Source organism: Corynebacterium sp. HMSC067D03 (assembly GCF_001811185.1).
Classification (GTDB): Bacteria; Actinomycetota; Actinomycetes; order Mycobacteriales; family Mycobacteriaceae; genus Corynebacterium; species Corynebacterium coyleae.
The window spans coordinates 96409-117671 of sequence record NZ_KV803820.1 but is presented as its reverse complement, the minus strand read 5'-3'; the positions used below and the strand labels follow the sequence as shown (position 1 = coordinate 117671).

The 21263-nt window shown below is 61.8% G+C and carries 21 protein-coding genes; 12 read left to right on the top strand and 9 right to left on the bottom strand.

What is annotated here, in order from left to right; genetic code table 11:
• Window positions 1-118 precede the first annotated feature (118 nt).
• From HMPREF2785_RS06305 to HMPREF2785_RS06290, 4 genes are all read right to left on the bottom strand, one after another.
• Complete coding sequence (locus tag HMPREF2785_RS06305) at window positions 119-634, bottom strand: hypothetical protein (protein WP_070614552.1); 516 nt, start codon at window positions 632-634, stop codon at window positions 119-121.
• A gap of 54 nt (window positions 635-688) precedes the next feature.
• Window positions 689-1108: a hypothetical protein gene (locus HMPREF2785_RS06300; RefSeq protein ID WP_070614551.1), complete on the bottom strand. Its 420-nt coding sequence runs from the start codon at window positions 1106-1108 to the stop codon at window positions 689-691.
• 322 nt (window positions 1109-1430) lie between these two features.
• Window positions 1431-2843, bottom strand: coding sequence for a mycothione reductase (gene mtr, locus HMPREF2785_RS06295; RefSeq protein ID WP_070614550.1), 1413 nt, complete (start codon window positions 2841-2843; stop codon window positions 1431-1433).
• A 41-nt stretch (window positions 2844-2884) separates the two neighbouring features.
• Window positions 2885-3895 carry an alpha/beta hydrolase gene (locus tag HMPREF2785_RS06290; protein WP_070614549.1) on the bottom strand — a complete coding sequence of 337 codons (1011 nt, stop codon included), beginning with the start codon at window positions 3893-3895 and terminating at the stop codon, window positions 2885-2887.
• Window positions 3896-4026: 131 nt separating this feature from the next.
• On the opposite strand from HMPREF2785_RS06290, the gene mqo reads away from it, so the two are divergent.
• Window positions 4027-5523 (top strand): malate dehydrogenase (quinone), encoded by a 1497-nt coding sequence (gene mqo, locus HMPREF2785_RS06285; RefSeq protein WP_070451000.1) that lies wholly within the window; start codon window positions 4027-4029, stop codon window positions 5521-5523.
• Window positions 5524-5550: 27 nt separating this feature from the next.
• On the opposite strand, the gene HMPREF2785_RS06280 is transcribed toward mqo, so the two are convergent.
• Window positions 5551-6756: a protein adenylyltransferase SelO family protein gene (locus HMPREF2785_RS06280; protein WP_070614548.1), complete on the bottom strand. Its 1206-nt coding sequence runs from the start codon at window positions 6754-6756 to the stop codon at window positions 5551-5553.
• Between the two features lie 24 nt (window positions 6757-6780).
• On the opposite strand from HMPREF2785_RS06280, the gene cobA reads away from it, so the two are divergent.
• The 4 genes from cobA to HMPREF2785_RS06260 are packed head-to-tail and all read left to right on the top strand — an operon-like array spanning window position 6781 to window position 9002.
• Window positions 6781-7521, top strand: a complete 741-nt coding sequence (gene cobA / locus HMPREF2785_RS06275; protein ID WP_070614547.1) for a uroporphyrinogen-III C-methyltransferase — start codon at window positions 6781-6783, stop codon at window positions 7519-7521.
• Window positions 7505-8455 (top strand): class I SAM-dependent methyltransferase, encoded by a 951-nt coding sequence (locus tag HMPREF2785_RS06270; RefSeq protein WP_070614546.1) that lies wholly within the window; start codon window positions 7505-7507, stop codon window positions 8453-8455. Before cobA ends, HMPREF2785_RS06270 begins: the two co-directional genes overlap by 17 nt.
• 41 nt (window positions 8456-8496) lie before the next feature.
• The gene (locus HMPREF2785_RS06265) at window positions 8497-8748 is read left to right on the top strand and encodes a type II toxin-antitoxin system Phd/YefM family antitoxin (RefSeq protein ID WP_070614545.1); all 252 of its coding nucleotides are present in this window, start codon (window positions 8497-8499) and stop codon (window positions 8746-8748) included.
• Window positions 8748-9002 (top strand): Txe/YoeB family addiction module toxin, encoded by a 255-nt coding sequence (locus tag HMPREF2785_RS06260; protein ID WP_070422282.1) that lies wholly within the window; start codon window positions 8748-8750, stop codon window positions 9000-9002. Before HMPREF2785_RS06265 ends, HMPREF2785_RS06260 begins: the two co-directional genes overlap by 1 nt.
• Here HMPREF2785_RS06260 and HMPREF2785_RS06255 read toward each other — a convergent pair.
• Window positions 8999-9727 carry an NAD-dependent deacylase gene (locus tag HMPREF2785_RS06255; protein ID WP_070422283.1) on the bottom strand — a complete coding sequence of 243 codons (729 nt, stop codon included), beginning with the start codon at window positions 9725-9727 and terminating at the stop codon, window positions 8999-9001. The two genes, HMPREF2785_RS06260 and HMPREF2785_RS06255, sit on opposite strands and share 4 nt — an antisense overlap.
• Window positions 9728-9836: 109 nt before the next feature.
• Between HMPREF2785_RS06255 and gltS the strand changes: the two genes are divergently transcribed.
• Window positions 9837-11057 (top strand): sodium/glutamate symporter, encoded by a 1221-nt coding sequence (gene gltS, locus HMPREF2785_RS06250; RefSeq protein WP_070422284.1) that lies wholly within the window; start codon window positions 9837-9839, stop codon window positions 11055-11057.
• Window positions 11058-11060: 3 nt separating this feature from the next.
• Here gltS and HMPREF2785_RS06245 read toward each other — a convergent pair whose 3' ends face one another.
• Window positions 11061-11783 (bottom strand): DUF1648 domain-containing protein, encoded by a 723-nt coding sequence (locus tag HMPREF2785_RS06245; protein ID WP_070614671.1) that lies wholly within the window; start codon window positions 11781-11783, stop codon window positions 11061-11063.
• Window positions 11784-11978: 195 nt separating this feature from the next.
• On the opposite strand from HMPREF2785_RS06245, the gene HMPREF2785_RS06240 reads away from it, so the two are divergent.
• On the top strand, window positions 11979-12896 hold the full coding sequence (locus HMPREF2785_RS06240) for a hypothetical protein (RefSeq protein ID WP_141750652.1): 918 nt from the start codon (window positions 11979-11981) through the stop codon (window positions 12894-12896).
• Window positions 12897-12899: 3 nt separating this feature from the next.
• On the opposite strand, the gene HMPREF2785_RS06235 is transcribed toward HMPREF2785_RS06240, so the two are convergent.
• On the bottom strand, window positions 12900-13565 hold the full coding sequence (locus HMPREF2785_RS06235) for a YaaA family protein (protein WP_070614543.1): 666 nt from the start codon (window positions 13563-13565) through the stop codon (window positions 12900-12902).
• A 31-nt stretch (window positions 13566-13596) separates the two neighbouring features.
• On the opposite strand from HMPREF2785_RS06235, the gene HMPREF2785_RS06230 reads away from it, so the two are divergent.
• On the top strand, window positions 13597-15384 hold the full coding sequence (locus HMPREF2785_RS06230) for a proline--tRNA ligase (RefSeq protein ID WP_070614669.1): 1788 nt from the start codon (window positions 13597-13599) through the stop codon (window positions 15382-15384).
• Between the two features lie 22 nt (window positions 15385-15406).
• Here the strand turns inward: HMPREF2785_RS06230 and HMPREF2785_RS06225 are convergent, their stop codons facing one another.
• On the bottom strand, window positions 15407-16201 hold the full coding sequence (locus HMPREF2785_RS06225) for a DUF4439 domain-containing protein (RefSeq protein WP_246821176.1): 795 nt from the start codon (window positions 16199-16201) through the stop codon (window positions 15407-15409).
• A 30-nt stretch (window positions 16202-16231) separates the two neighbouring features.
• Between HMPREF2785_RS06225 and rimP the strand changes: the two genes are divergently transcribed.
• The 4 genes from rimP (at window position 16232) to infB (ending at window position 21238) form a co-directional block, all read left to right on the top strand.
• Window positions 16232-16783 (top strand): ribosome maturation factor RimP, encoded by a 552-nt coding sequence (gene rimP, locus HMPREF2785_RS06220; RefSeq protein WP_070614542.1) that lies wholly within the window; start codon window positions 16232-16234, stop codon window positions 16781-16783.
• Complete coding sequence (gene nusA / locus HMPREF2785_RS06215) at window positions 16780-17793, top strand: transcription termination factor NusA (RefSeq protein WP_070422289.1); 1014 nt, start codon at window positions 16780-16782, stop codon at window positions 17791-17793. The genes rimP and nusA overlap by 4 nt, the downstream gene beginning before the upstream one ends.
• A 180-nt stretch (window positions 17794-17973) precedes the next feature.
• Window positions 17974-18288, top strand: a complete 315-nt coding sequence (locus HMPREF2785_RS06210; RefSeq protein WP_141750651.1) for a YlxR family protein — start codon at window positions 17974-17976, stop codon at window positions 18286-18288.
• Between the two features lie 124 nt (window positions 18289-18412).
• Window positions 18413-21238 carry a translation initiation factor IF-2 gene (gene infB / locus HMPREF2785_RS06205; protein ID WP_070614541.1) on the top strand — a complete coding sequence of 942 codons (2826 nt, stop codon included), beginning with the start codon at window positions 18413-18415 and terminating at the stop codon, window positions 21236-21238.
• Window positions 21239-21263: the final 25 nt, after the last annotated feature.

The window sequence follows — 21263 nt, the reverse complement described above, 5'->3', positions numbered from 1 at the left end:
GCCCCGCAGGGAACGTTCCCTGCGGGGCACATTTTTGTTGGCTGCAAAGCCGAGACTGACCAAAGCAAAAACCCGCTGCCGAAGCAGCGGGTTTCTATCGTCCTACGACGAAGTTAACTTAGAACTTCGGCAGCTGGATGAAGCCGTTGTAGGAAGCGAAGTTGATGCCAGCGATCACGAGACCGACGAGAGCACCGATACCAGCGACGATGGTGCCGTCGATCCAGTAGCGTGCCCACTGCGGAACAGCCTCAGGGTTGGTCTTCTCGCCGAAAGCATCGGTCGGGTAGAACGGGGTTGCGTTGTCTTCCTTGGTGAAGTACTGGGAAGAACCCTGCTTGTTGAAGAGGCCCTTGGTGCCGTCCTTGACGACGTCGCCGAAGGACTTGTCAGCCTGCTCGGTGACATTGCCCTTGTCGTCTACCTTGATGCCCTTATCCTGCTTGCCAGCGAAGATGACCTGCTTGTCGGACTTCTTCTCTTCCGGCTTGGTGGTGTTGTCCTGGCCGTTCTGCTCGGCAGTAGCGGTGGTCTCCGGCTTCTCAGAAGACTGAGCGGAAGCGATTGCGGTGCCGCCAACAAAGACGGTCAGAGCGGTTGCGGAAGCAACTGCAGCGGTGCGGAAGTTACGCATCTTATTCCTTCTTTCGAAATATGAGTTGGAAGTGGTTAGCGGAAATCCGCGTTATTAGAACTTGACCGGGCCGTGAACGATGAAGTTGTACAGCGGGCCGACCAGGAGGCCGATTACTGCGGAAACAGCGGCGAAGACGGAGATGCCAAGACCGACCTTTGCGTACGTCGGCTGGTTCTCAGAGTTGCTGGTGGAGCCGAAGATTGCGCGGCCATCGGTGCCGTTGAGCTGAACCTTGCCGTCTTTGGTCTTCTCCCAAACGCCGAGCTTGTTGCCGAGCTTGGTGGAGGAGCCGTTGGTCTTAGCGGTGTCGTTGTCGACGCCCGGCTTTGCCTCGCGGGTCGGCTTCGCCGGGGCGGTGGCCTCGGTCGTGGTCTCCGGTGCCTCGGTCTGAGCGGTTGCGACTGCAGTGGAGCCGAATGCCACAGCGACGGCGGTTGCGCCGGCGAGGGCTGCCTTACGGAAATTACGCATGAAACGAAATCCTTCTCTGATAGTTCTTGCACGACGTCCGGGTGGAATTCAAAGAAGTCCAGGGGCATTGAGCTCCTAGGACCGATAGCAAGCCTTAGAGGCTCGGTCCCGGTGTCTGCAACGACAATAGCCGATCGTTTCCAGCATCGTGCAAGTTTGGTGTGCGATTTGATGCAAAGATCATCAAAAGGTTGGAGTCTCTGTGTGTCCGCTGGGAATGATTGCGGGTGGATAACAATCGCAACGTGCGCTTTTCGCTTCTTGGGCAGTTGTCCCAGCGGTTTTGTTGAATGGCCCCCAAATTAGGGGGTGAAGGATAGGTTTAGACTTCTTTGAAGGTCAGGTCGAGGCCCAGGATCGCGTTTTCCGTCACTTCAGCCAGTGCTGGATGGATCCAGTACTGGCCGCGAGGGAACTCTCGAAGGTCAAGGTCGTAGGCCATGACGGTGATCATTTGCTGTATCAGGGTGGAAGCCTGTGGGCCCATATAGTGCGCGCCAAGCAGTTTGCCTGTGGTGCGATCCGCGATGAGCTTCACCAGTCCGGTGCTGTCCTCCAGCGCCCAGCCGTATGCAACGTCGCCATAGTTCTGGACCTTGACGGTGACATCGTGGCTGGCCTCGATTGCTTGCTGCTCGGTCAGGCCGACGGTGGCAATCTGCGGGTGGGTGAAGATCGCCGACGGAACATGGTCGTGCGGCATCGGGACGAGCGCGCCGTTGTCACGCCAGGTGGCAAGCACGTTGTGGGTCACCGCACGCATCTCGGCGTTGGCAACGTGCTTGAGTTGGTAGGGGGAAGAGAGATCACCAAGCGACCACACACCCTCAGCGGTCGTGCGGCCGAACTCGTCGACTTTTACGCGACCGTCGTCATGCGTTTCGATGCCACCCGCTACAACGTTGAGGGTGTCACTGTTCGGGATGCGACCGGTGGCGATGAGGAGGGCGTCGGAGGTGACCTGAGTGTCGTCGTCAAGCGTGAGCGTCACCTGGCTGCCATCCTCAGTGGCGGATGCGACCGTGCGGCCGATGTGGGTGGTGTAGCGCTGTGTGGCGATCTCGTTGAACGGATCGCGCAGATCCTCGTCGAGCGGACGCAGCAGGGGAGAGCGGCTGATGATGGTTACGTCGGTGCCCAGGGCATCGAAGACGTGCGCAAACTCCATCGCGATAAAGCCGCCGCCAACGATGGTCATCGACTTTGGCAGTTCGTCGAGGCGCATGACGTCCTCGTTGGTGTGATAGGTGACGCCCTTGGCCCACTCGGGGATAAACGGACGCGCACCGGCGGCGAGAATGATCGTGTCTGCGGTAATCGTTTCCTCTACGCCGCCGCGACCCGTCTTTAGGGTCTTCGGCCCGACAAAGGAGGCCTCCATGTCGTAGACGGTGACGTTGTCGCACTCATTGCGGCGGTAGTTTTCGCCGCCCTTAGCGATGAGGTCGATCCGGTTATCAAAAACACGTTCCTTGATGGCATCCCAGTCGGCGCCATGGAACTCAAGATCAACACCGAGTTTGCCGGCCTCGCGTGCGGCAAAGGCGTGCTCGGCGGCCAGGACGTACATCTTCGTCGGGATGCAACCCACGTTCAGGCACGTTCCACCGAATTTGCCCTTTTCGACGATAGCGACCTTCTTGTCATCGAAGTCCGGGGTCAGGATCGAGTTGCCGGAACCGGTGCCCACGATAATGAGGTCGTAGTGGGTGGAATTCGTCGCCACAGCAGACATGCTCGTCTCCTCTATATATATGTATGGATTGGGTTTAGACGTTACTGCGCCCCGGTGAGATCGTCTAGCCACGTAAACGTCGCCTTGAACGCGGACTCGCGGGCATGGCGTTCGGAGAGGAAAACGTCGTGGCGGGCGCCGTCGATAACTCGCACTTGTGAATCTTTCCCAAGTGTCGGTGCCCAACGCTGGATCTGGTCGACATCAAGCACAGTATCGGCCGTGTCGGCGGCGGGGGAGTACTCCTTGCCCAGATACGAGTGCGAGGAGCACAGGGTCAGCGTTGGCACACCGGTATCAACATCGCCCTTGTGGATTTGTTCCTGTCCTTTAAGTACTGCCCGGATCCAGCCGAAGTACTTGCGGTGACCGACCAGCGGTTTCCAGGTCGTGTTGAAGCTCCATTCGCCGTGTTTGCTCTCGTGGATAGAGGTGCCATAGGTGCCCAGCCCGCCGCCCGGCAGTGGGATAGACGGGAAAATGGCTCCAAGCGTGTTTAGTACCGGGCGCAGGAGCTTCACCTGCCAGGTCGGGTACTGCAGGTCCAACCACGGGCTGTTGAGCGCGATTCCTTGAAGCAGTGCATGATCCGCGGGCGATTCTCGTCGTAAATGATCCGCCCACAGCGGAACAATCAACCCGCCAGTGGAGTGCGCGAGCACAACGACCGAGCCATGCTCGCGCGCGATGAGCCGCAGCGCCGTCGTGAGTTCCTCGAAGTAACGACGCATATCCAGCGTGAAGTGGAAGCGCTGGCCCTTCGTGTGCGCGCGGCCACAACGGCGCAGATCCAAGGCGTAAAAGGGGAAATCGTGCTGGGCAAACTCGTCGGCAACATGGTTGTGGAAGAAGTAGTCCGACATGCCGTGGACCCACAGCACCGCGGGCTTGTTGCTTGTCGACGACCTCACGTCCCGGACCAACACCGCCTCCGGTGCATGTCCCGTGTCGGGGTCCTTATCTAATTGCAGACGCGCATGCTCGTAATTTTTACCGAGCACGTCCGGTTTCCAGGTAAGTGTGTCGAGGGATGCTTCTTCTGTTTGATTCATGGGGCTGATGATACTGACCCGAAAGCGGGTGTGGGCCGTGTCATAATTCGGGCCTATGCACGTTCCGGTGCAGATAGACGTAGAATGTCTGTACTCCAAAAATTGTCGAAACACTATAAGGATGACTACGCATGTCTGACAACGGTGGTAATAAGTACGCGGACGAGGTGGACATCCTGCACGTTGGCGCTGGCATTATGAGCGCCACCCTGTGCTCGATGTTGCACGAACTGGAGCCCGAGTGGAGCCAGATGATCTTCGAGCGCCTCGACGGTCCCGCCGAGGAATCCTCGTACGCGTTCAACAACGCTGGTACGGGTCACTCCGCTCTCTGCGAACTGAACTACACCCCGGAAAAGAACGGTCGAATCGACGTCTCTAAGGCGATGGCGATCAACGAGAAGTTCCAGGTCGCTCGCCAGTTTTGGTCCCACCAGGTAGAAAACGGTGTGATCAAGGACCCGCGCGCCTTTATCAACCCGGTGCCGCACGTTTCCTTCGCCCAGGGCGAAGACCAGATTGCATACCTGCGTAAGCGCTACGACAAGCTTTCTGCGAACCACATGTTCCCGGAGATGCAGTTCACCGATGACCGCGAGAAGTTCGCTGAGAAGCTGCCGCTGATGGCGCAAGGCCGCGACTTCGACGCTGAGCCGGTCGCAATTTCCTGGACCGATGCAGGCACTGACATCAACTACGGTTCCCTGACCAAGCAGTTCCTGGAGTCCGCTCAGGAAAGCGGCACCAAGATCCGCTACGGCCACGAAGTGCTCAACCTCAAGCGTGAGGGCAACTTCTGGAAGGTCACCGCAAAGAACGTTCGCACCGGTGACAAGCAGGTCGTTCGTGCACGCTTCGTGTTCATCGGCGCTGGCGGCTACGCCCTGGACCTGCTGCGCAAGGCAGGCGTTCCAGAGGTTCACGGCTATGCAGGCTTCCCGATCTCCGGTTTGTGGCTCAAGACCACCAACCAGGAGCTTGTCCAGCAGCACAAGGCGAAGGTGTACGGCAAGGCCAAGGTTGGTGCTCCGCCGATGTCTGTTCCGCACCTGGATCTGCGCGTCGTCGACGGTGAAGAGTCCCTGCTGTTCGGCCCGTACGGCGGCTGGACTCCGAAGTTCTTGAAGGAAGGCTCCTACCTGGACCTGTTCAAGTCCATCCGTCTGGACAACATCCCGTCCTACCTCGGTGTCGCGGCAACCAATATCGGCCTGGTCAAGTATCTGGTTGAGGAGGTTTTCCGTAACTTCGACGGCAAGATGGACGTGCTGCACGAGTACTACCCGATGGCAGACGGCAAGGACTGGGACGTTGTCGTCGCCGGCCAGCGCGTGCAGGTGATCAAGCCGGCAGCATTCCCGCGTTTCGGCACCTTGGAGTTCGGTACCGCTCTGGTCAACGACCAGAACGGCACCATCGCGGGCATCCTCGGCGCATCCCCGGGCGCATCGATTACCCCGGCTGCGATGCTCGAGCTGTTGGAGCGTTGCTTCGGTGAGCGCATGATCGAGTGGGCTGACAAGCTCCACGAGATGTTCCCGACGTACGGCAAGTCGCTCAAGCACGACAAGAAGGCGTACGAGGAGCAGTGGGCATGGACCCAGAAGACGCTGAAGCTCGAGGATTAATCCGCTCGCTTCACTGAACTGGCTGCCCTACGTCCCGCAGAAGGTGACGTAGGGCAGTTGTCCTTCCGGCCGGGCCATCCATTCGGGCCCGGCCTGCTCGTTGTACGGGTCGGATACTGCCGCGAGCAGTTCGTTGTACGTCGCGTAATCACCGTGCAACTCAGCGGCGTCTATCGCATCCTGCAGCATGTGGTTGCGCGGGACGAAGATCGGTCCTGGATCGCCGTTGATGCCGTGTTCGCGGTTGTAGGTGGTGATGTCGGTGGCGTTGTTGAGGCCTTCGTGGTCGTCGCCGATCCAACGCTGCCACGCCTCGTCCCAGGTTGGCTGGACTGTTTTGATGTAGGCGTCAACATAATCCTGGCCCAGTAAGGGGTAAAGGGCCTCTGCCAGGCGGGCCATGTTCCAGGCGATGATGCTCGGTTGGTTGCCAAAGGCGTAGCGGCCTTGCCTGTCGATAGATGAAAACGACGCTGCGGCATCGAAGCGCTCAGTGAACGCGCATGGCCCGTAGTCGATCGTTTCGCCTGAGAGTGTCACGTTGTCGGTGTTCATCACCCCGTGGACGAAACCGATGCGCATCCAGTGCGCAACCAGGTCGAAGTGGCGGCGGGTGACGGTTTCGAGCAGGCTGGCTGCATTGTCGAAACCGGCAGCGGTGACGATCTGGCGTACAAGGTCCTCGGACTGCGTTGCCGCGTACTGGACGCTGCCGACACGAAGGTGGCTTTTCGCAACGCGGACCACAACCCCACCCGGCACCGCGCCGTTTTGGCGTATGACCTTTTCTCCGGTGGTCAGCACGGCCAGCGAGCGTGTCGTCGGTACGCCGACCGCGTGCATGAACGTGGAGACGAGATGTTCGCGCAGCATTGGGCCGATTGCGCCCACACCGTCAGAGCCGCGCCGCGAGAACACTGTCAGACCAGATCCTTTGAGTTGGATTTCGTGGCCGGCGATGTTGCCGAGCAGCAACGCGCGGCCGTCGCCAAGCAATGGCACGAACTGACCGAACTGATGGCCCGCATATGCCAGCGCGTGCCCGCCCTGGGCGCCGGTGAGCCAGGCGAGGCCGTCGCTGCTACGCAACCAAGCGACATCGAGCCCAAGTTCTACTGCGAGAGGCTCGTTGAGGGCAACCATCTGCGGGTTCTCAAAACTTCTGCCTGGTTCAGGGTGGGCGAGCTCGGGCAGGTTCTCGGCGAATGTGTGGTCGAGCTGGGGTCGTGTCATGGTGCCACCCTAGACTGTGTCGCTATGACGATTGGCCACATCACTCTTGTCGGCGGCGGCCCAGGCGCATGGGACCTGCTCACCATCCGAGGTTTGCGCGCGCTGGAGGCAGCGGACGTGATCCTCGCGGACCACCTTGGGCCGGCCGCGGAGCTTGAGGATTTTCTGGATCTGACCGGCAAAGAAGTCGTGGACGTGGCCAAGTTGCCCTACGCGCGCCAGGTCGCGCAGGAGCGTATCAACGAGATGCTGGTGTCCTATGCGCGTGAGGGCAAGCAGGTCGTGCGGCTCAAAGGCGGCGACCCGTACGTGTTCGGTCGCGGCTTTGAGGAGCTGCAGGCATGCGCGGCTGCCGGTCTTGAGTGCTCGGTAATCCCGGGCGTGACGTCCGCGGTGTCCGTTCCTGCGGCGGCAAACGTGCCCGTGACGCAACGCGGGGTGACGCATGCGTTCACCGTGGTGTCGGGACACTTGCCGCCGGAGCATCCCAAGTCGCTCGTGGATTGGTCCGCGCTTGCACAGGTCGGCGGCACCATCGTGGTGGTGATGGGGGTGCGAAACGTGCGTGCGATCGTCGAGAAGCTGCTGGAGGCATCACTCGCGCGGGACACTCCTGCAGCGGTGATCCAGGAAGGCGAAACCGACGCGCAGCGCGTGTTCTTCGCTACCGCGGCCACCCTGCCGGATGTGATGGAGAACAACGATGTGACCTCACCTGCCGTGTACGTGTTTGGGGAGGTCGCAGGCCTTGCGCACGTTGGATAGTCTGATTTGGGACACGGCCGATGTTGCTCAGGCTGAGACAGTCCTCGTGTGCAACGACCCGACACTCGATCTCACCCGCACCGCACTCGCTGCTGGGGCGAAGGTCGTGTTTTTGGACTCCGACTACTCACGCTGCCAGGAAGCAGCGTCGCTCGGTGCGGAGATTGCGGGCGATATGCGTATCGACGACTACCTTGCCGGCTCTTCAGGCACAGCCGTTGCGATTGGGGAGATGTCGAAGTCCCTGGCGCGGCTGGATTACCTGGCACGGTCGATTGCGGGAGCTGGGTTCGCTTCGGCGCGGGTGGTGTTCGGCGCGAACAATAAACACCTGTCTCGTGGCATGAATGTGGTGCTGGGAGAATCGTTCGACCAGGTGGCGGCCTCCCGTGGGCGCGGGAAGTTTCGCTGTCTTGTGGCGTCTGGGCCGCGCGAGGTGTCCTATGAGCCCGTACGCGGCGATGGACTTGTCGCCATCGGAGGCGTGTTCTCAGGGGCGAAGCCCGACCGTGGTGGGGAACTGCTGCGCTCCTGCCTGCCGGCAGAGCCCGGACGACTGTTGGACCTTGGGTGTGGCAACGGCTCTGTCACGCGTGGCTTGGAGGCAGTGGCCACAGACGCTGACGCAGACGCGGTGCTCTCCGCCCGCGCCATCGGGCTGGAAGCGACCTGGGATGACGCCGGCTCACAGTTCCCGGACGGCTCCTTCGACACCATTGCGCTCAACCCACCGTTCCACGACGGGACCACGGTCGACGCAACCCTCGTCCAGCACCTCCTCGACGCCTCCAAGCGACTGCTCGCGCCAGGCGGCACGCTGTATCTCGTGCACAATTCGCACCTGCGCTACCGGGGTGAGGTGGAACGCAGGTTCGCCACAGTGCAGCAGGTAACGCGCGATAAAAACTTCACTGTCCTGCGAGCTTCCTTCTAAGGTGTGGTACCGTATTGTGGTACCACTTGCAGGAGGTTGTTATGTCTATTAGTGCATCTGAAGCTCGGCGCACGCTCTATCCGCTCATCGAGCGCGTGAACAATGATCGCACTCCCGTTGAAATCGTGTCGCGTAACGGCAATGCAGTCTTGATGGCAGCAGATGACTACGCGGCATGGGTTGAGACTGCCTACCTGTTTAAGTCGCCAGAGAATGCTCGACGCCTGACTCAGGCCTACGAGGAAGCACTCAACGGGGCGGTGGCCGAACACGACATCGACCTGGACGCGTAATGCGGCTTGTGTGGACCACCAACGCGTGGGAGGACTACCTGTACTGGCAGGGCAACGACAAGAAAACGCTGAGACGAGTCAACCAGCTTCTGCGCGACACCTTAAGGGATCCGTTTGAAGGCATAGGGAAACCCGAACCGCTGAAGTACGGAGCTGAAGGGGCGTGGTCGAGGAGGATCACGCAAGAACACCGCTTGGTCTATACGGTCGCTGGGACAGATTTGGTGATTCTCCAAGCCCGGTACCACTACTAACCCAGCAGCTTCGGCAGGGCGTTGGCGGCGGTGTCCTCGATGACCACGTCGGCGATATGCGACAGGTCCGTGCGCATCGGGGTGACCTCAATGATGGGGATTTCGCGCGCGTGCGCCATTAGCGGCAGGCCGGCGGCGGGGTAGACCACGCCAGAAGTGCCGACGATGATCAACGCGTCAGCGGTGCGCATGCGACGCTCCGCCTCCTTCCACTCAGCTTGGGGCAACATCTCGCCGAACCACACCACGCCGGGACGCACCGGCCCGCCACATAACGGGCACTGGGGCGGAGTGATCGTCGGGACAGGCTCCTCGGGCAGTGGGATTGGGTCGGTGTAGGGCTCGTCGCAAAGCGAACAGCGAAACGCGAAGAGCGAGCCGTGCAGGTGGACGACATTGTCGCTGCCAGCACGCTCGTGAAGGTTGTCGATGTTTTGCGTGGTTACCGTCGTCTTCGGCGATTGCGCGATGGCGAGATGTCCTGCATTTGGCTCGGCGCGCTGGGCGAGTTGGGCGCGCCAGAGGTACCAGGCGAGCATTGTGTCCGGGTCGGTGTGCCAGGCGTCGATAGACGCCATGGCCTGCGGGTCCACGTTCTCCCACAACCCGGTTTGTGCGTCGCGATAGGTCACAAGGCCACTGTCGGCGCTCATGCCGGCGCCGGTGAAGACCTCGATACGGCTGGCGTCGGCGAGTAGTGCGCGGGCGTTGTCGATTGTGGTCATGGTTTAAACGCTACCGGGAGAAGCAAAGGAGCGTGTTCTTTGTCACAAACCGTGTGCGCGCTTTAGACTCTTCGGGATCGACAGACATCTAACAGAGAGGTGGCCGCCGATGGCGATTGAATTCAACATGATCCAAACCATCGGCTTCGCCGTGCTCCTGCTCGTCGTTGGACGCTGGCTGCGCAACAACGTGGCGTTCTTTGAGCGCTTCGCCATCCCAGCGCCGGTGATCGGCGGGTTCCTTTTCGCCCTGTTCAACCTGGTGTTCAAACTCACCGGTTGGGTGGACATCACCTTCGACACCACCCTGCAGGGCTTCTTCATGACGATGTTCTTCACCACCGTCGGCTTCGGCGCCAGTGTCGCGCTTCTTGGCAAAGCCGGCAAAATGGTCACCCGCTTCCTTCTCGTCGCCTCTGTGCTGGTGGTGCTACAGAACCTTCTTGCGGTGCTGCTCGCGCCGATTGTGGACATCCCGTCCGCGCTCGCGCTGATGACCGGATCCGTTTCCATGACCGGCGGCCACGGTGTTTCCGGTGGTATGGCCCCGCTCGTGGAGGCGCAGGGTGTGGAGCGCGCAGAAACCGTCGCCTACACCGCAGCAACGTTCGGCCTGCTGATGGGCTCGCTCATAGGCGGGCCTGTCGGCGACCGTCTGATCAAACGCAACCGCCTCCAATCCAGCGGCACCCGCAATGTCGACGTGGACGATAGTTTGCTCACTGCGTATCGACGAGACCTGCGCAGCGACCAGGTCATGCAAGCCTTCATCGTCATCCTCATCGCGATGTTTATCGGCACCTACATCACCGACGGCATCAACTGGATCATCAGCCAGTTCACCGACAAAGCCGCCTTCCCGAACTACCTGGGTGCCATGCTCGTTGGCATTCTGTTCCGCTACATCTCAGACACGCGCAACCAGCGCCAGTACCACGAGTTTGTGCCCACACAAGAGGTGGAGATCATCGGCAGTGTTGCGCTCGCACTTTTCCTCGCGCAAGCACTGATGACGATCAAACTGTGGGAACTGGCAGACCTTGCCATCCCGCTTGTCATTCTGCTCATCGCCCAGACCGTGCTGATGCTCCTCTTCGCCCGCTTTGTCACATTCCGAGCGATGGGCAGCGACTACGACGCCGCCGTCCTGTCCGCCGGCCACTGCGGTTTTGGCATGGGCGCAACCCCCAACGGTGTGGCCAACATGGAGTCGGTGGTGCAGAAGTACTCGCCGTCGCGCCTAGCGTTTTTCGTTTTACCAATCGTCGGCGGGATGTTCATCGACTTCGTCAACATCCTCGTGGTGACGGTGTTCCTCAACGTGCTGTAGCCGTTAGATAAACACAAACAGGAGACAGACCACCAGGACTGCGACGACGCTTGTCATTACACGCCACAGGTAACGCTTGCCCGGCGCGTGTGCCGTGTTGACCGAGATCTTGCCCGGGGCCTGCGGCAGCACCGCGGCGAGCATTGGGTCGTTCGGCTCCTTGTAGGTGCCCATGCCACCCTGCATCCGCAGCAGGTGGTTGCGTTGTTGCTCCGCTTCGTCGGGTTCGATGCCGTCCTTGGCCGTGGTCATGCGGATTGCTACGACGACGATGTAGACGGTGAATGCGATCCACAGTGCGATCTCCAGCCAGAATGGCAGCGAGATGTCCGGCAGCATCATCGAGACGTTGGTCAGCGCGAACAAGACCGCCATAGCGAGGAGGGTCTTCGACATGAAGTCGGCTGTTGCATCGCACAGCTTCTCGACGCGCGCCGCCGCCGTCTCCGAATACGGCAACGCCTTGTCCTCCGGTACGTTCACGGTCTGGCGTGCGAGGGTTTTCGGCGGCAGGCACGCGAGCATCGATATGGAGATGACGATGCCGATTGTGATCAAGAACGTCGCGTGAAGCAGGGTTTTCGGTTCGAATCCGTCCGCGTCGCCGTTGACGTTGAAATGGACCGGCACCGGGTCGGGGATCGCATCCCAGCGCAGGAGGATGTACGCGAACGCGGCTGCGTAGGCCAGGGCAGCGAGGGCATAGCGACGGTAATGGGCAGGCATGTAGGCGAGCTTAGACACAACCCAAACGACGATATCGGGATTTGGCGCACAGGGCGGATAGCGACCTGCGGGTTTGCAAACGCGGCACCTTCAAAACCCGATATCGGAATTTAGGCTGTGGATAACAGTCGCGAAGTTATCCACAAAAACGGGCGGGGTCTTCCGCCGACACGGGATCTCTGCAATCGTTGTGGCATGGATATGGGGAGGCAACGGGAGATCCTGAGCAAGGTGATCGACCGCAGGGATACACAATCAGGCAGGGCAGTGGCGTTGTCGACAAGGCATGCGATGCTACAGGCCGACTTTCGGACGTTGGCGTTTTACGAAAAGCGCTGGGTGCAGGCGGTCGCAGCAGGTCAAGCGGCGCGGAAGGCGGCGCTCGCCGGCAGGTCTGCAGCACGCGTGCTGGGGATGTGGCTGGTAACTACCGACCCCAACGAACCTGTAGAGCTTGTGCTGCCCAGTGGCAAGGCGCCGTCGAGGAAACAATGGCCAGCAAACACCGTCTACCACGAAGCGCGTAACCGCGTGGCCGTGATCAAGCACTTTGACACATTGCGCGTTACCGACGAGCTGACCACCGCGTTCGAGATCGCTCTGCGCCACGGGTTCAGGGAGGGGCTGGTGGCGATGGACTGGGTGCTCAAACACCACACCGATCGTGCGACCGTGGAGGCGGAGGTTGACAAGCTCGGCCGGGTCAAGGGGATCGGGGTGTTGCGGAAAGTGCTGCGGTACGCGGTGGGTAACTCGCGGTCGCCGTTCGAGTCGTACGCACGCGCGGTGTTGATTGAGCGGGTGGCCGACGGTTGGATCGTCAACGGCATGTTCGCTGGCTACGAGGTAGATCTTCGCCTCGGGGCGCTGATCCTGGAGATCGACGGGGACTACAAATACGACGGAGTGACCTTCAAGAAAACCGACGAGACGCTGCGACAAGAGCGCAAGCGGGAGAAACATCTGCTCAAACGTGGTGTGTATCTGCTCAGGGCGTCGCCGCATGATCTGTTGTTTAAGGAAGACGAGTTTGTCGACGACGCCCGCGCCCTGCTCGCCCTCGCCCAGGCGCGAGAAGCAGACAACGGGGCAGCACACACCCAGGCGGCGTGACACCTACACGCGCATGGTCAGCAGCGTGCCGTCGACAGACACGTCGAAGCCCGCAGCCACGGACAGGTCCACGACCTCCGAAGCAGACGACGCGTCGTGTGGCGCCAGTACCCGGGCCAGCTCGCCCTTGTACTTCTTGTTGAAGTGGCTGACCACCTTGCCGGTGTCGGCCTGTTCCACGCGGATGGTCAGCGCGCCGGGCACAGGGCCGAGGTTCTGGTAGGCGCCGGAGCGCATGTCGATGACAAAGCCGCAGTCTGCAAGTGCATCCGTCACGGCGGAGCCCCACCAGGCGCGCAACGTTTTGCCGTCCAGTTTCATTCCGGCGGACAGGCGGTAGCGGGGGATGAGGTCGCCTGCCCGAACCACGCCGAACAGCGCGGAGCCAACGGCAAGGCGCGATAGCGCATCGGCGGACAACGTGGAGGCATCGAGCGAGTCGTACAGCACACCCGTGTAGCGCTTGATGGCATGCATCACCGGATTATCACGCAACGTGAGGTTCTCCTCCGCCTCTGCCTGCTTGGAGGCGGGGGCGTCGACGAGGGCGTGGGTGAGTTCGTCGAGAAGCGAATTGCGAATGGGATCCAACGACGGAAACGACAACGCCATCGCCGCGTCGGTGCCGCCGGGCGCTTTGGTTTCGGAAGGAGGGAGGACGATCAGCATGACGAACAAGCTACCGGGTAAACTGCCCCGCATGATTACTCGCCTGTCCACGCTGTTCCTGCGCACTCTGCGCGAAGACCCGGCCGACGCTGAAGTGCCGAGCCACAAACTCCTTGTCCGTGCTGGTTACGTCCGCCGTGCCGCGCCGGGCGTGTACTCCTGGCTGCCGCTTGGTCTGCGTGCGCTGCGCAAGATCGAGGGTGTGGTGCGCGAGGAGATGGACGCAATGGGTGGCCAGGAACTGCTGTTCCCGGCACTGCTGCCGCGCGAGCCCTACGAGGCGACGAACCGCTGGACCGAATACGGCGATGACCTGTTCCGCCTGAAGGACCGCAAGGGTGCGGACATGCTGCTCGGCCCGACGCACGAGGAGATGTTCACTACGGCGGTGAAGGACCTGTACTCGTCGTACAAGGATTTCCCGGTCACGCTGTACCAGATTCAGACGAAGTACCGCGACGAGGCACGTCCGCGCGCGGGCATCCTTCGCGGGCGTGAGTTTGTGATGAAGGATTCCTACTCCTTCGACATGTCGGACGAGGGCCTGGATGAGTCGTATGCAAACCACCGTGCGACCTACCAGCGCATCTTCGACCGTGTGGGACTGAAGTACGAGATCTGCCAGGCCACCTCCGGTGCCATGGGTGGCTCCGCATCCGAGGAGTTCCTCGCGTACTCCGACAACGGCGAGGACACTTTTGTCGTTTCCACCGCGGGCGATTATGCAGCCAACGTCGAGGCCGTGACCACGGTCGCTCCGGAAGCCCGTGCGGTCGAAGGGCTGCCTGAGGCTGTCGAGCACGACACCCCGAAGTCCGAGACCATCGCGGCACTCGTGGAGTGGGCGCAGAGCGCAGGAGTGCTTATCGACGACCGCCCTGCCGAAGCCTCCGACACCCTCAAGTGCATGATGATCAAGGTCAACGATCCGCGCGCCGTGGATGAGGACGGCAAGCCGGTCGGCCCACAGTTGGTCGGCGTGCTCATCCCGGGTGACCGCGAACTGGACGAGAAGCGCCTGGAATCATCGCTCGAGCCGGCGACCTTCGAGTTGGCAAGCGACGAAGACTTTGCCAAGAATGATTTCCTGGTCAAGGGCTACGTTGGCCCGCGTGCGCTCCAGGCCAACGGTGTGCGTGTCCTCGCGGACCCGCGTGTGGTTGACGGCTCCGCGTGGATCACCGGTGCGGACGCTCCGCAGAAGCACGTCGTCGGACTGGTCGCTGGTCGCGACTTCACCGTCGACGGCTACATCGAGGCCGCCGAGATCAAGGAAGGCGACCCGTCGCCGTCCGGCAACGGCACCGTGAAACTCGCCCGCGGCATCGAGCTTGGCCACATCTTCCAGCTGGGCCGCAAGTACACCGAAGCCATGGACGTGCAGATCCTGGACGAAAACGGCAAGCGTGCCGTGCCGACCATGGGTTCCTACGGCATCGGTATCTCTCGCATGCTCGCTGTGGTGGCGGAGCAGCGCCACGACGACAAGGGCCTGGTCTGGCCGGTGGAGATCGCCCCGTACCAGGTGCATGTGGCTGTGGCGAACAAGGACGCTGCTGCGCTCGAGGCAGGCGACCGCATCGCGGCTGAACTCTCCGACGCCGGGCTCGAGGTGCTTTTCGACGACCGCCCGAAGGTCTCCCCAGGCGTCAAGTTCAAGGATGCGGAACTGCTCGGTATGCCGTTCATCGTGATCCTCGGTCGCGCGTTCGCTGACGGCAACGTCGAACTGCGCATCCGCGGGGGCGAGACCCTTGAGGTCCCGGCCGACGACATCGTGGCGAAGGTCCAGGAACTGGTCGCAGAGCGCCGCGACTAGGCGATAAATCTGGGTGTGAAGGCTAGGCCCGCTGGGCGTGGGCGGCGAGTTGGATTGCCGCCTTGCGCCACTGCTTGGTCTCTGCGTGAGCGGCGGCGTAGCGCCACTGTTTGACAAGGTCACCGTGCATCGTTTCGACGAGCGCGGTGGCCTCTTGCGTTGTCTGGGGGTCGTTGTAGCCGTCCGCGAAGGTGTATCCGGCGGCGGGAACTAACGATTGGCCGTCTGTGTCGCCGAGCAGTTCCGTAAGCGCCTCGGTGCGTTCGTGGGACGCCTCGCGCAGCTCGCTAATGCGGGTGCGCAAAGCCTCGTCGGCATGGGCGAGCGCGAGGCCGAGGCCGTAATACATCGCGTTTTCGCGGGCGAGGAGGTCGGCGGCGGATTGGGTCGCGGCGTCGTCGTCAAGCGGGCCCTCGAGAGTGATCTCGACTGGAGTGAGCGCAAGCGCATCGATGGCTTGGGCTACTACGAGGTCAACCGAATCGTCAGGCACCTTGTCGGCGGCGGTGACGGTGTGCTCCAAAAGGGCTGCGCCGTCCGCGGCTGCCGGAAGGTCGGTGTCGCCATACCCGACGTTGCAGGACTGCGGGGTCTGTCCAGTTTCGTCCGTGCCGCACAGGCGCAGTGCTTCGTCTTGAAGCTGCTCGCTCTGGAACTTGCGCAGTTCCGCCCACTCGGGGTGCTCCCCGAACACCCAATCAGCGGAGGCTTGCTTGGCCAGCGACATGATCTCGCCGTTGGCGCGAGGGCCGACAACATCCATCACTGTGCAACTGGTCAGGAGCAGTACAGCTGGCAAAACACGCAGTTTCTTCACCCGCTGCACGTTACACGCTAGGTTTGACGCATGGCATTTCCCACAAATAACGAACTTGAACAATTGGTCGCCCCTGTCGTGAAGGCGTACGCGATGGACATTGAGAACATTCGCACCGTCAAGGCGGGGAAGAAATCGCAGGTCGTTATTGCGCTCGACTCGGATATGCACCCGACGCTGGATGAGTTGGAGGAAGTGTCCAATGAGCTATCAACGCTTTTCGACGACCTCGAGCAGCGCGGGGAAGTCAACTTCGGCGCCGGATACACGCTTGAACTGACCACCCCTGGTGTGGATATGCCGCTGACGCAGCCGCGACACTTCCGTCGCAACCAGGGCCGTCTGATTAAGGCGGGTGAGCAGAAGTGGCGCATCGCCGTACTGGATGAGGCGCAGGAGCATGTTGCGCTGGTGCGTTCGTCGAAAAAGGGCGATGAGGTGCGAATTGCACCGGTTTCAGAAATTGCTGGTGCAGTGGTAGAAATTGAGTTCAACGCGCCGCCAGCAGCAGAAGTTGAGCTGGCGGATCAGACGTTTGCAGAGCTCGAAGCCGCAGCGGCGGCACAGGAAGGAAACAAGTGAATATCGACTTGAACGCGCTGAAAACCATCGAAGAGCAGCAGGGCATTTCGATGGAGGATCTGCTGACCACCATCGCAAACGCGTTGCTGTTTTCATACCGCGAGTTCAAGGAGGAAAGCGGTACGGAGCGTTCCAAGGCGCGTGTGGACATTGACACCGAAACGGGCGACGTTGCCGTTATCGTCAGCGAGCTCGACGCCGAAGGCGAAGTCATCTCTGAATACGACGACACGCCGGTGAACTTCTCCCGAATTGGTTCCGTCGCCGTGCGTGACGCGATCAAGGGCCGTCTGCGCCAAGCGGAGGCTGGCCGCGTTTACGGCGAGTACGCCGAACTCGAGGGCCAGATTGTCTCTGGGCTGGTCCAGCGCGATGCCCACGCAGAGGCGCGCGGCATCAGCATCGTCCAGCTCGGTACGGAGGCAGACCCGCAGGACGGCATCCTGCTGCCGGCAGAGAAGATCCCGGGCGAAGTGTTGCGCCACGGCGATCGCATCAAGGCTTACGTGGTGGGTGTGAACAAGGGCGACAAGCGCGTGCAGGTCAACCTGTCGCGCACGCACCCCGAGTTGGTTCGAGGCCTGTTCGCACTCGAGGTGCCGGAGGTAGCCGACGGTTCGGTAGAGATTGTCAGCATCGCGCGCGAGGCAGGCCACCGCTCCAAGGTTGCGGTGCGTGCAACCGTCAAGGGTGTCAACGCCAAGGGCGCGTGCATCGGGCCTCGAGGAGCGCGCGTGACCAACATCATGCAGCAGCTCGGCGGCGAGAAGATCGACATCATCGATTGGGATGCGGACCCGGCGAAGTACGTCGGTAACTCCCTGGCCCCCTCGAAAGTGGTGGATGTCACGGTGCTCGATGCGGATATGCAAGCGGCTCGCGTGACGGTGCCGGACTATCAGCTCTCCTTGGCCATCGGCAAGGAAGGCCAAAACGCCCGCCTGGCCGCCCGCCTGACCGGCTGGAAGATCGACATCCGCTCCGACGCTGATATCGCCGACGACGAATAAGGTCTTTGCCAACGTTTATGAAACCCGCAGGAAGTACAGATTCTGCGGGTTTTCGCGTACAGTGTTTAACGGCTTTGCGTCCGCACGTTGGGTGCGGCGGCCCACCACGCACACGAGTGCGCCGGTGTGAGACATAACGGCACAGTGTTAGACGGCAGATAGGTTGCGGGAAGGATGTGAATGAGCGGAATGCGTAAGCACCCCATCCGCACACGTACCTGTATTGCCACCCGAAAAACTCACCCCGACGTCGAACTGTTGCGCGTGGTCGCCGATCCGGACGTGCCGGGGAAGATCCTCGCCGACCCGGACCGGAAACTGCCTGGTCGGGGAGCATGGATTACCCCGTCGTTGGACGCAGTCGAGCTGGCGGAACAACGCCGAGCCTTTGGGCGAGCGCTCCGTCTGTCTGCGAAAGTAGACCTAGGTCATGTACGTACGTACCTCGCCTCGTCGCAAAGCAGAAGCGCCGAGGCGGTCGACCCAGAGAATTAAGGAAAGACCGAACACTGATGAGTACGCAACCATGAAGCAGCATCAGCGATGAAAGTCACTGACCACGTCTAGGGGCCGGTAGCCGAAGGGCACTGGGCTCCTAGCATGAACAACAAGGAGACATGTGTCCGGAAAGCTACGCGTACACGAGTTGGCTAAGCAGCTCGGCGTAACAAGTAAGGAATTACTCGCAACCCTGAAAGAACAGGGTGAGTTTGTGAAGACGGCGTCGTCGACCATTGAGCCGCCTGTCATCAAGAAGATGAAGGCGCACTACGCCAAGCTCAATGGCGGTGGCGCAGACGACAACGAAAAGAAGGAAGCACCGACTCCGGCGAAACCGCCGCTGAAGAAGCCTGGCCAGAACCGTGCCAAGCCTGCAGCGCCGAAGCCCGCCGGTTCCGCACCAAAGCCGGGCGAGGCTGCGAAGCCGAAGCCGGCTCCGGCTGCTCCGAAGGCACCGGCTGCGAAGGCTGCGGGTGAGCCGGCCCAGAAGCCAGGCGCCCCGAAGCCGGGCGCACCGAAGCCTGCAGCGCCGAAGCCTGCGGGTTCCGCCCCGAAGCCAGGCGCACCTAAACCCGCAGCTCCAAAGCCCGCAGCTCCAAAGCCCGCAGCTCCAAAGCCTGCAGCGCCGAAGCCGGCTGCTGCGAAGAAGGACGGCCCGACTCCGGGCGGTATGCCTCGCCCGATGCCGAAGCCTGGTGGACGCCCGCGCGTTGCTAACAACCCGTTCTCGTCCAATACCGGCGGTGGGCAGCGCCCGCCGCGTCCGGGTGGACGTCCGGGGCAGGGTCGCGGTGGCCAGGGCGGCCCACGCCCGGGTGGTGCCCGTCAGGGTGGCGGCAACCGTCCGTCCCCGGCGGATATGCCGGCAGGTCCGTCGCCGACACAAATGCCTGCGAAGGCTGCACCGGCTGGTGGCCGCGGCGGTGGCCGTGGTCGTGGCCGTGGTGGCCAGAACGGGCCACAGCGTGGCGGTTTCGGCGGACCGGGTGGCGGTTTCCGCGGTCGCGGCGGACGTCGCGGCGGTACCGCAGGTGCATTCGGCCGTCCGGGTGGTGCACCCGGCAAGCGCCGCAAGTCCAAGGGCCAGAAGAGGGCTGAGTACGAGGAGATGCACAAGCCGAACGTCATCGGTGGCGTTCGTCTCCCCGACGGCGGTGGCAAGACCGTTCGCCTGCGCCAAGGCGCGACCCTGTCTGACCTCGCTGAGAAGATCAACACCGATGCATCGTCGCTGGTGCAGGCGCTGTTCAACCTCGGTGAGATGGTGACGGCAACGCAGTCCGTGTCTGAGGACACCCTGCAGCTGCTCGGCGCTGAGATCAACTACGAGGTCCAGATTGTCTCGCCGGAGGACGAGGACCGTGAACTGCTCGAATCCTTCGACCTGCAGTTCGGTGAGGACGAAGGCGGCGAAGAGGAGCTCGAGCAGCGTCCTCCAGTGGTCTCCGTCATGGGTCACGTCGACCACGGTAAGACCCGCCTGTTGGACTCCATCCGCAAGGCAAACGTGGGTCGTGGCGAGGCCGGCGGTATTACCCAGGGCATTGGTGCATACCAGACCGAGGTCACCCTCGACGGCCACCCGCGTAAGATCACGTTCCTGGATACCCCGGGCCACGAGGCGTTTACCGCCATGCGTGCCCGTGGTGCGAAGTCGACCGACTTGGCCATCCTCGTGGTGGCAGCGGACGACGGCGTCATGCCGCAGACCGTTGAGGCGATTAACCACGCCAAGGCTGCGGAACTGCCGATCGTGGTTGCAGTGAACAAGGTGGATAAGCCGGAGGCTTCCCCGGAGAAGATCCGTGGTCAGCTCACCGAGTACGGCCTCGTGCCGGAAGAGTACGGCGGCGACACCATGTTCATTGACATCTCCGCGAAGCAGGGCACCGGTATCGACAACCTGCTGGAGGCTGTGCTCCTGACCGCAGATGCGGCGCTTGAGCTCACGGCGAACCCAGACATGGACGCACAAGGTATTGCCATCGAGTCCCACCTGGACCGTGGCCGTGGCCCGGTGTCCACCGTCATCGTGCAGCGCGGCACCCTGCGTGTCGGTGACTCGATTGTCGTCGGCGGCAACTTCGGTCGCGTGCGTCGCATGGTCGACGAGTGGGGCGAGGACGTGGAAGAGGCAGGCCCGTCCCGTCCGGTTCAGGTCCAGGGCCTCAACGGTGTTCCTGGCCCGGGCGACAACTTGCTCGTGGTTGAGGATGACCGTGTGGCTCGCCAGATTGCTGCGCAGCGTGACGCTCGTCAGCGTGCGGCGATGCAGGCACGTCGTAAGAAGCGTGTCTCTTTGGAGAACCTGGATCAGGCTCTCAAGGAGCGCAGCCAGCTCAACCTCATCCTCAAGGGCGACAACGCCGGTTCGGTGGAAGCCCTCGAGGAGGCGCTGCTCAAGATCGAGGTCGACGACGAGGTGCAGGTCAACATCATCGACCGTGGCGTCGGTGCTGTGACCCAGACCAACGTCACCCTCGCGGCGGCATCCGACGCCATCATCATTGGCTTCAACGTCCGCGCGGACGGCAAGGCCACGGAAGAGGCGAATGCCGAAGGCGTGGAGATCCGCTACTACTCGGTCATCTACCAGGCGATCGAGGATGTGGAGCAGGCGCTCAAGGGCATGCTCAAGCCGATCTACGAAGAGCGCGACCTGGGCGAAGCCGAGATCCGTCAGATCTTCAAGGCTTCCGCAGTCGGCCTCATCGCAGGTTGCATGGTTACCGAGGGCAAGGTCAAGCGCGGTGCGAAGCTGCGCCTGGTCCGCGACGGCAACGTCATTACTCCGGATGCGTCGATCGATTCGCTGCGCCGCGAGAAGGACGACGTCAACGAGGTAGCCAAGGGCTACGAGTGCGGCATGGTGCTGTCCTACCCGGATATCCAGGTGGGCGACATCATTCAGACCTACGAGATGGTCGAGGTCCCGCGCGACTAGTCGTCGCAAAGCAATTGCTTATCGA